We start from the raw sequence: 8,278 nt of genomic DNA, 5'->3' as shown, positions 1-8,278 counted from the left end.
GGCCGGCCGCCGAAAAATGGACACCCTTCCGCAACAGCCTGAGCGGCGAAACTGGGGAATTTTACTTCGGCACTTTTGGGGAAAATTCGAGCGGCATTGACAAGAGGTCGCGGGGCGGCCGAACCGCGGCGGCAGCCTTGGTCTGTGAGCAGACGCGGCTCATCAACCGCATCAAGGCGATTCTCGCCCGCTTCGGCATTCGCAGCTTCCGCTTGAGCCTGCGCAATGCGGCCGACAGGCTCATGGCCATCCGCATAGCGGAGGGAACGCCGCTGCCTTACAACACCCGCTCCGAGTTGCACCGCTTGCTTGAGCGGCTCGACTCGACCTCCTGCGTGCGCAGATCCGCACCATCGAGGGCGACCGCCTGCGTAGGCTGGCCGCGGCTCCGGCTGCGCCAGAAGGCCCGCATGCGATGGTGCGCCTCATCGCCCGGGGCATCGGCGTCGGTATCAAGACGGCGGACATGCTGGTCCACGAGATCCTGTCGCGCGGATTACGTGATCGCCGCGCGGTGGCGGGCTATGCCGGGCTCCCGGGTTCGCCCGACGAGAGCAGCAAACGCCGGCGCGAGAAGGGGCTGGCACGTGCCGGCAGTGCCCGTGTGCGGCATGGCATGATCCAACTTGCCTGGCGCTCTCTCCTCTTCCAGAAGGACAGTGCGCTGGCCCGATGTTCCAGGCGCGCACGGCCGACGGCCGCAAAGCCACGCGCAAGACGATGATCGTGGCGCTGGCGCGCAAGCTTGTGATTGCGCTGTGGCGCCTCGTCACCACGGGCGAGGGCGTCAGCTTGCGTGCGGCGTGAGGCGGCACGTGGGAAGAGGAGAGCAACGCACACCCAATTGGCTGGCCCGTAGCAGGATCTGCCGATGATGATCCGAGATCGCAACCCGAAGCTACACATGGTCCTCGGACCGCAGACGTAGAATGGGCCCGCCGCCCCGGAACTTCGCCACCCGATGCGCATGCTGCATCATGGTTCAGATCCACTGAGATCGAGCGAATACAAGTCTGCCCGCGCGGGCACCCGCGCCTGCTTTTGGCGAACTCCGCCTCGGAATGCGTATTCCGACGAAGCCGGCCATCGATTCCGATTTGAAGCCGGCCAGTCATTCCGATTTCATTCCGGCCGGTGTTCCGATTTGAGGCCGGCCATTTTTCGGACTGATCCTGGGTCTCGTTGATGTTTGGATTGGGTTTCGTTTCAGGTCAAGCTTGCGCTGTTTCGGTCGCTCTTGGCGAGCGCTGTTTTCGCATGCTTTCACAGGTGAGATCGATGCGATAGGCGTTGTGAACGAGGCGGTCGAGGATGGCATCGGCCAGAGTTGGGTTTGCAATGATCTCGTACCAGTGATCCAGTGGCAGCTGACTGGTGACGATTGTCGATCGGCGTTCGTAGCGGTCTTCAATGATCTCAAGCACATCACGCCGCTGGTCATCATTGAGTTTTTCCGGTCCCCAGTCATCGAGAATGAGAAGGTCGGTTTTGGCGAGTTGCTTGAGGATCCGGCCATAACGTCCGTCGCCTCTCGCGAGGGCAAGTGTTGCAAACAGCCGGGGAACGCGGTGATAGGCGACGGAGAAATCCTCTCGGCAAGCTTTGTGGCCTAGCGCACAGGCCAGCCAGCTCTTGCCGACGCCCGCCGGCCCGGTGATGAGAAGACTGTGATGCTTGCGAATCCAGTCGCAGCCGGCGAGCGCCATGAACAGATTGCGGTCAAGACCGCGTGCGGCACGAAAGTCGGCATTCTCGATCTGTGCGTCATGGCGAAGCTTTGCAGCTCTGGCGCGGGCTTCGAAACGCTTCTGGCGGCGCATGGTAGCCTCGCGCTCGAGCAGCAAGGCAAGCCATTCGCCATGCTCGAGGCCGCGTGCTTCGGATTGTGCGTCGAGTTCCTGGAAGGCGGTGGCCATGCCATGAAGGCCGAGTTCGCGCAGCATGTCGATGGTCGGATGGATAAGCATTGGTGTGTCTCCTCAATGAAAGTAATCAGGGCCACGCAGATTGGCGTGATCGACGATGGCGGTCGGTTCGGTGGAATGCCTTGCGGCCTTGTGATTGGCGATGAGCGAGGCGATGCTCTTGCAGTTCAGCCCACCGATCTCGACAGCGCGGGCTGACACGGCTTCGGCGCGATCGCGTGTGACATCGCGAAACAGGCGCAGGACACCCAGGCATGTTCGAAAGCCTTGTTCAGGATGTGGGCGGCTGGCGAGGATTGCGACAACCAAGCCTTCCGTCTCGGGGCCGACGGATGCGGCCCAGCGACGGAAACGATCCGGCGTCCACTCGGCATATCGCCGGTGGGAGCTGGGCATATGATCCGGATCAGTCCCATGACGAGGGCCGCCATAGCGGCGCTGATGGACGGCAATGCGCTTGCCGCGGTGGAAGATCTCGATGGTGCATGCCGTTGCTCTCAGATCGACTTGCTGGCGAATGAGGCTGTGCGGTACGGAATAAAAGAAGGTCTTGAACTCGACATGGTAATCCGTCGAGACGCGGCCAAACGCCACTCGGCGAATTCGTAGTCTTTGCTCGGAAGGCTTGTGCGCATTTCGCTGATTGTGAGCAGCCATTTCAGGCGATCGTGAGCACGTATTTCACGCGATCATGAGCGGTCGCTTCGGCCGACCTAGTTATTGTTCAGGCGTTTGAGACGCCGTCAAGAGCGTGGGTGCGGGCCTTGTGTTTTCGCATGCTTTCTCCGGCGAATTGAAGGCGGTGAGCGTTGTGAACGAGGCGATCCAGAATCGCGTCACCGAGGGTGGGATCGCCTATGACGTCGTGCCAGAGTTCCACGGGAATTTGGCTGGTGACGATGGTCGATGCGCGAGAGCACCGATCGATTGTCGCGGCAGGCTTTGTGACCGAGCGCGCAGGCAATCCAAACTTTTGCCCAGGCCGGTTGCGCCTGTGACCAGCAAGTTCTCGTGACGGTCGATCCAGTCGCCGCCGACGAGCCTGGCGAAGACGGCGCGGTCGATGCCGCGCGGGGTACGCAAATCGACATCTTCCACGCATGCGCTTTGGCGCAGCGCGGCGAATTTGAGGCGGGCCGTGAGACGTTTGGTGTCGCGCTCGGCGGCTTCGCGGTCGACAAGGAGCCCGATGCGCTCCTCGAACGACAGAGCATCGAGATCCGGCGATCGTCGTTGCTCCTCGAAGGCTTTGGCCATTCCGGACAAACCGAGTGCGACCAGCCGTTCATGGGTGGGATGGGTGAGCATTGGAATCTCCCTGGTTCAGTGGAAATAGCCCTGACCGCGGATATTGCCGTGGCGCAGGGGTTGGTGATCGGGCGTCTCGTCGAGGAAAGCGCGATCAAGGCCGTTCTTGAGGATCGAACGGATCGAGGCGACGGAGCGTGCCTTGATGAGAATGCCACGTTGGCAGGCTGCATCGACGCGCGCGTTGCCGTAGCTCTTGGTCAGCGCCAGAATGCCGAGGCAAGTGCGAAAGCCTTGTTCGGGATGCGGCCGGTCAGCGATGACAGCCTGGAAGAAGGCGGCGGTGGAAGGACCGATCTTCTCGCCGGCTGCGATCAATCCTCCCGGCGTCCACTTGCCGTAGCGGCGATGCGCGCTCGGCATGTGATCGGCAACGGTCGTATGGCCGCGCCGGTTGGGCGCACGGGCGTGGCTGGCGACGCGCTGACCCTTGTGGAAGATCTCGACGGTGTTGTCGGCGATGCGCACATCGACGAGCTCGCGGATGAGGCGGTAGGGCGTGGAATACCAGTGCCCATCGACCTCGACATGATAGTCGGGTGCGACGCGGCAGCGCTTCCAGCGCGCAAAGACGTATGGCTGGTCCGGCAGTTCTCCCAGCTTCGGCCTATCGATCTCGGCGAAGAGTTCGGCTCGGCTGGAGCCGAAGCCACGCATCTGGCGGCATTGAGTTCGGCGACGAGCACGCGGATGACGGCATTCAGCGCCGCCAGGGAAAAGAAGCGCTGGTTGCGCAGCCGCGCCAGGACCCAGCGCTGGGCAATTTGCACGGCAACTTCGACTTTTGCCTTATCCTTCGGGCGTCTCGGCCTGGCTGCGAGAATTGCGGTGCCGTAATGGCTCGCCATCTCGGCATAGGTCCGGTTGAGACCGGGATCGTAGCGATCGGGGTTGGTGACGGCGGCCTTGAGATTATCGCAGATCACGAACTTCGGCACGCCATCCAGAAAGGTGAAAAGGTTCGTGTGAACACCGATCCAGTCGGGCAGGCTCTCGCTCGGGCACGCCTCGGCGTAGGTGTAGTTCGAGGCGCCCATCGCCGCGACGAACAGCTTGATGGCGTGCGCTTCGCCGGTGACGGGGTCGAAGATGTCGATGGTGTCGCCGGCGAAATCGACAAACACCTTCTCGCCGCCTAGGTGCGTCTGGCGCATCGTCGGGCGCGTGCGCCCCTTCCAGGCCTCAAAGGTCGTGCAAAACCACGTATAGCCAAAGCCGTCGCGGTTGGCGGCGCGATACTCTTCCCACAACAGCACCCGCGTTACGCTGCGGCGGCGCAACTCCTTCTCCACATAGCTCCAATCGGGCACCGGCCGACGGGGGCTTTGCGATGCCGCCCTCGGCGCCGGAAAGAGGAGCAGCTCAAGGCCTTCGTCATCCATCCCCTCGGGCAGTGGACAGCTCAGCCCGGCAAGATGGGCGCGCCGCAGATAGCCATGCACGACGCCATTGCTCACCCCGATCATGCGCGCGGTGACCCGTTCGGGTAGGCCCTGGACATGCCTTAAACGTAGAACTTCTCTGATCCGGCGCATCGACAATCTCTGGGTTGGCATCAGGCTTCCTCGTTGGTTGAACGAGGCAATTCCATAGACCGGTTGAGTTGTCGGACGAAGCATCCCGCACCCACGAAAAGGTGCTCACGATCATCTGAAATCGTTGCTCACGATGGCCTGAAATCGTTGCTCATGATCCCGTGAAATCCGTGCTCACGATCGTCTGAAATACGCAGGCTTGCGAGCGCAGCACGCTCGACGCTCTCAAACAGTTGCCGGCGACTGACGCCCAGCCGACGCATGACGTGATCATTGATGCGATCGGGTGCCTGGCGAATGGCGGCATTGGCCTCGGCCAGCGAGAAGAAGGTCTGGTTGCGCAGCCGCCCCAGAATGCATGACTGGGCGAAACGCACGCCGTTCTCGACTTTCGATTTGTCCTTCGGCCGTCGCGGCCGTGCCGGAAGAACGCCGACGCCATAATGGGATGCCATCATGCCGTAGCTGCGATTGATCTCGGGATCGTAGAAGCTGGCGCGGCTGACGCCCGACTTCAGATTGTCGGGGACGATCAGTCGGGGAACGCCATCAAAAAAACGAAACATCCTGACGTGTGAACCAATCCAATCAGGCAGTGTCTGGGTTCCAGGTTGCTTCGGCATAGGTGAAGCTGGACGCTCGCAAGACCGCCACAAAGATCTCCGCCTCACGGATCTCGCCGGTGTCTCGATCAACGATCGGGATCCTCTTGCCGGAATAGTCGACGAAGACCTTGTCGCCGGCGGCGTGTTCCTGGCGCATCGTCGGGGAAAGCCGCTGTTCGAAGCTGCGAAAGAGCTCGCAGAACCGGCTGTAGCCATATCCGTCGGGATGACTTCCTCGATACTCCTCCCACAAGATGAGGAGTGTGACGCCCGGCTTCTTGAGCTCGACGGCAAGATGGGCCCAGTTCGGCTCTGTGCGCCGCCGCGTGCCCTGTTTGACGCCATTGCGAGCGAAGAGTTTGCTCTCAAGCGCGTCATCGGTCAGCTCGCCTGGCAGGGGCCAGCTCAACCCCATTGTCGCTGCGCGCCGCAGATTATCCTGCACCGTACTGCGTGCTATTCCCAGCACGACCGCAATCTCGCGGGAACTGGTCCCGCTTCCGGCAAGCCGAAGCATTTGTCTCAACTGTCTCATGGTCAGCCTTCTCTTTGCCGGCATCAAAATGTCCTCGTTCATCGCGAGGCAATTGATGCAAAGTTGCTGACCCAGGAGGTAATCTTCAGTGCCGAAAACTGGCCGGTCTTTGGTTGGAATGGTGGCCGGCTTCATACCGGAATGGTGGCCGGTGTTTGATCGGAATGGCGGCCGGCTTCACGTCGGAATCCGCATCGGAATCCATTGTCGGCACCTCGCAGGGCTCCCTGCCGACCGAGCAAGCCTGCCGCCGTGCTCGTGACCGTCAAGGACAAGTCGCTGCGCGATCGGGCCTGCGGCCCAGCCTTGACCGTCACTGCGCGCGGCAGCCAGCGCGAAGCTCGGTCGGGACGAGGAGATAGTCGCCAATCGGCCGAACTAGGAGATGGTCGAATTGAAGTAGGAGCTGCCTTGACAATCATCGCCCCATATAGGTGTAGCTCGGCGGTGACGAAGCCGCTCGCGAGCGCGCGCTCAACAGCGCCGTAGCGAGCGAGCGGCGAGCAGTGGTTATCTATGTTCTCCGGTAGGGTCGGGTTGCTCACACCAAGCTGATTCGAACGAACCACCGATGACCAACGACATGATGAACCTGCGCAGGCTCGTAGAGAAGACCCCTGACGCCGATATCCTGCGCGAGATGATCGGCTTTGCCGCCGAACGGCTGATGGAATGGAGGTGCGCGCTGCCACCGGCGCCGGCTATGGCGAGAAGAACCCGCTGCGCACGGCCCAGCGCAACGGCTATCGCGACCGCGACTGGGAGACGCGGGCCGGCACGGTCGAGCTGCGCATCCCGAAGCTCAGGAAAGGGTCCTATTTCCCCTCGTTCCTGGAGCCGCGGCGCATGGCCGAGAAGGCGCTGACGGCTGTTATTCAAAAGGCCTATATCCAGGGCATCTCGACGCGCTCGGTCGACGACCTGGTCAAGGCGATGGGCATGAGCGGTGTCTCCAAGAGCCAGGTCAGCCGGCTGTGCGAGGAGATCGATGGCAAGGTGAAGGCTCCTCGACCGGCCGATCGAGGGCGACTGGCCGTATCTCTGGCGCCGACCAGATCCGCCCGGAGGTGCCGAAGCTCGCCGCCATCATGGACGAGGCCGAGCACGACGTGCTCGCCTACTGACCTTCCCCAAGGAGCACCGCGTCAAGCTGCACTCGACGGATGACATCGACAAGCGCTTTGTCAGCTCATGTGCTAAATTCTCCCAGCACGGACGACCACGCGGCAAAGAGCGGCGCCTGAGGATGAAAGCGCCGCCGCGCTGCCTTCATAGCCGTTCCTCCTTTGTGGCGTCCGTGCGCCGCTTCGGCCCTCGCTGTCGCCACTGGCGGACCATCAGCTCATAGGCACGCTCAGCGTGCTCGGCCGCAGCCTTCTCCCGGTTGCGCAATTCCTTGACATTGTAGGCGTAGGCTGAACCGCGACGACCAACACCGCGTTCGTTGGGCGCGCCGGACTTGAGGGGCGAGTTGTCGCTGCTTCGCCGCCACCAACGTAGGCCTCACCCACAGATAGTCCTCCTGCTTCGTCAGCATGTGCCAGATCCAGCACGGCGAGCTTGCGGGCGACCGCGACCGCCGCAACCTGATGACCGCGCTTGTTGCGGATGCGCAGGAAGAAGGCTCTGAGCGGTCCGGCGCCTTCGCCGCCGCCCAGGCGGCCTCGACCAGCATGGCACGTGCGTGGGAACGCCCGTGCTTGCTGATCCGGCCATGCTGGGCGATGCCAAGACCGGATTGCCGGACGCGCGGATTGAGGCCGAAGTAGCTCACCAGCTTCTGCGGTTCGCCGAACCGGTGGATATCCCCGATCGCCGCAATGATCCCGGTGGCCACGACGGCATTGACGCCGGTGATCGTCTGAAGCCGACCGACCTGCGGATCGTCAATCGCATCCCTGGCGATATCACGATCAAGGTCTGCCAGATCCTCGGCCAGGCGATCGATCTCACGGATACGTCTGGCGATTTCGTCGGGAAGCATCTGCCGCTCAAGCCAGGCGCGGCCGCGATTGTTGAACAGATCGGCATGCGGGCACTTCGGCACGAGGTGCGCCTGCAGGATGCCATGCACCTCGTTCTTCACGCGCGTGCGATGCCGCAGGACCTGATTGCGCCGCGCGACGAGACGGCGAAGCCGCTCGGTCCGCTCGTCGGGAACCCACACCTCCGGCAGAAAGCCGCTGGCATGGAGCTGCGCCAGAACCCCGGCATCGATCTTGTCGGTCTTGATCCTGGCATGGGCGATCGCCTTCACCTGCATCGGGTTGGCGACAATCACCCGGCCGACGAAGGGCGAAAGCATGCGCACCACCGCCATGGCATTGCCGGTTCGCCTCGACAACGACCTCGTCAGTTGCAACCAGGCTG

At 62.4% G+C, this 8,278-nt stretch carries 6 protein-coding genes and 4 pseudogenes; 3 read left to right on the top strand and 7 right to left on the bottom strand.

Annotation, left to right across the window (positions count from 1 at the left end):
* Positions 1–415: 415 nt before the first annotated feature.
* The gene (locus NKI29_RS32930) at positions 416–724 is read left to right on the top strand and encodes a transposase (protein ID WP_352798637.1); all 309 of its coding nucleotides are present in this window, start codon (positions 416–418) and stop codon (positions 722–724) included.
* On the top strand, positions 673–807 hold the full coding sequence (locus tag NKI29_RS32925; protein ID WP_352798638.1) for a hypothetical protein: 135 nt from the start codon (positions 673–675) through the stop codon (positions 805–807). Before NKI29_RS32930 ends, NKI29_RS32925 begins: the two co-directional genes overlap by 52 nt.
* A 404-nt stretch (positions 808–1,211) precedes the next feature.
* On the opposite strand, the gene istB is transcribed toward NKI29_RS32925, so the two are convergent.
* The 6 genes and pseudogenes from istB to NKI29_RS32895 form a co-directional block, all read right to left on the bottom strand.
* Complete coding sequence (gene istB / locus NKI29_RS32920; RefSeq protein WP_352798636.1) at positions 1,212–1,967, bottom strand: IS21-like element helper ATPase IstB; 756 nt, start codon at positions 1,965–1,967, stop codon at positions 1,212–1,214.
* Positions 1,968–1,979: 12 nt separating this feature from the next.
* Complete coding sequence (locus NKI29_RS32915) at positions 1,980–2,519, bottom strand: Mu transposase domain-containing protein (protein ID WP_352798635.1); 540 nt, start codon at positions 2,517–2,519, stop codon at positions 1,980–1,982.
* A gap of 130 nt (positions 2,520–2,649) precedes the next feature.
* Positions 2,650–3,233, bottom strand: a pseudogene (locus tag NKI29_RS32910) (ATP-binding protein).
* A gap of 15 nt (positions 3,234–3,248) precedes the next feature.
* Positions 3,249–4,789, bottom strand: a pseudogene (gene istA, locus NKI29_RS32905) (IS21 family transposase).
* 107 nt (positions 4,790–4,896) lie between these two features.
* Positions 4,897–5,334 (bottom strand): hypothetical protein, encoded by a 438-nt coding sequence (locus NKI29_RS32900; RefSeq protein WP_352798634.1) that lies wholly within the window; start codon positions 5,332–5,334, stop codon positions 4,897–4,899.
* A gap of 22 nt (positions 5,335–5,356) precedes the next feature.
* A complete protein-coding gene (locus NKI29_RS32895; protein ID WP_352798633.1) occupies positions 5,357–6,043 on the bottom strand; it encodes a hypothetical protein in 687 nt (228 codons plus the stop codon).
* A gap of 436 nt (positions 6,044–6,479) precedes the next feature.
* Here NKI29_RS32895 and NKI29_RS32890 point away from each other — a divergent pair.
* Positions 6,480–6,953: pseudogene (locus NKI29_RS32890) on the top strand (transposase); the annotation flags it as partial.
* A 224-nt stretch (positions 6,954–7,177) separates the two neighbouring features.
* Here NKI29_RS32890 and NKI29_RS32885 read toward each other — a convergent pair.
* Positions 7,178–8,278, bottom strand: a pseudogene (locus NKI29_RS32885) (IS110 family RNA-guided transposase); the annotation flags it as partial.

It is taken from the genome of Mesorhizobium sp. M0678 (assembly GCF_040320505.1).
Classification (GTDB): domain Bacteria; phylum Pseudomonadota; class Alphaproteobacteria; order Rhizobiales; family Rhizobiaceae; genus Mesorhizobium.
The sequence above is the reverse complement of the archived record's forward strand: the minus strand, read 5'-3'. Positions and strand labels throughout refer to the sequence as shown.

Excerpts from the sequence above, each read along its gene's own strand:
- istB (WP_352798636.1), bottom strand. The coding sequence starts at position 1,967 with ATGCTTATCCATCCGACCATCGACATGCTGCGCGAACTCGGCCTTCAT.
- NKI29_RS32895 (WP_352798633.1), bottom strand. The coding sequence starts at position 6,043 with ATGAAGCCGGCCACCATTCCAACCAAAGACCGGCCAGTTTTCGGCACT.
- NKI29_RS32925 (WP_352798638.1), top strand. The coding sequence starts at position 673 with ATGTTCCAGGCGCGCACGGCCGACGGCCGCAAAGCCACGCGCAAGACG.
- NKI29_RS32930 (WP_352798637.1), top strand. The coding sequence starts at position 416 with ATGGTGCGCCTCATCGCCCGGGGCATCGGCGTCGGTATCAAGACGGCG.
- NKI29_RS32900 (WP_352798634.1), bottom strand. The coding sequence starts at position 5,334 with ATGTTTCGTTTTTTTGATGGCGTTCCCCGACTGATCGTCCCCGACAAT.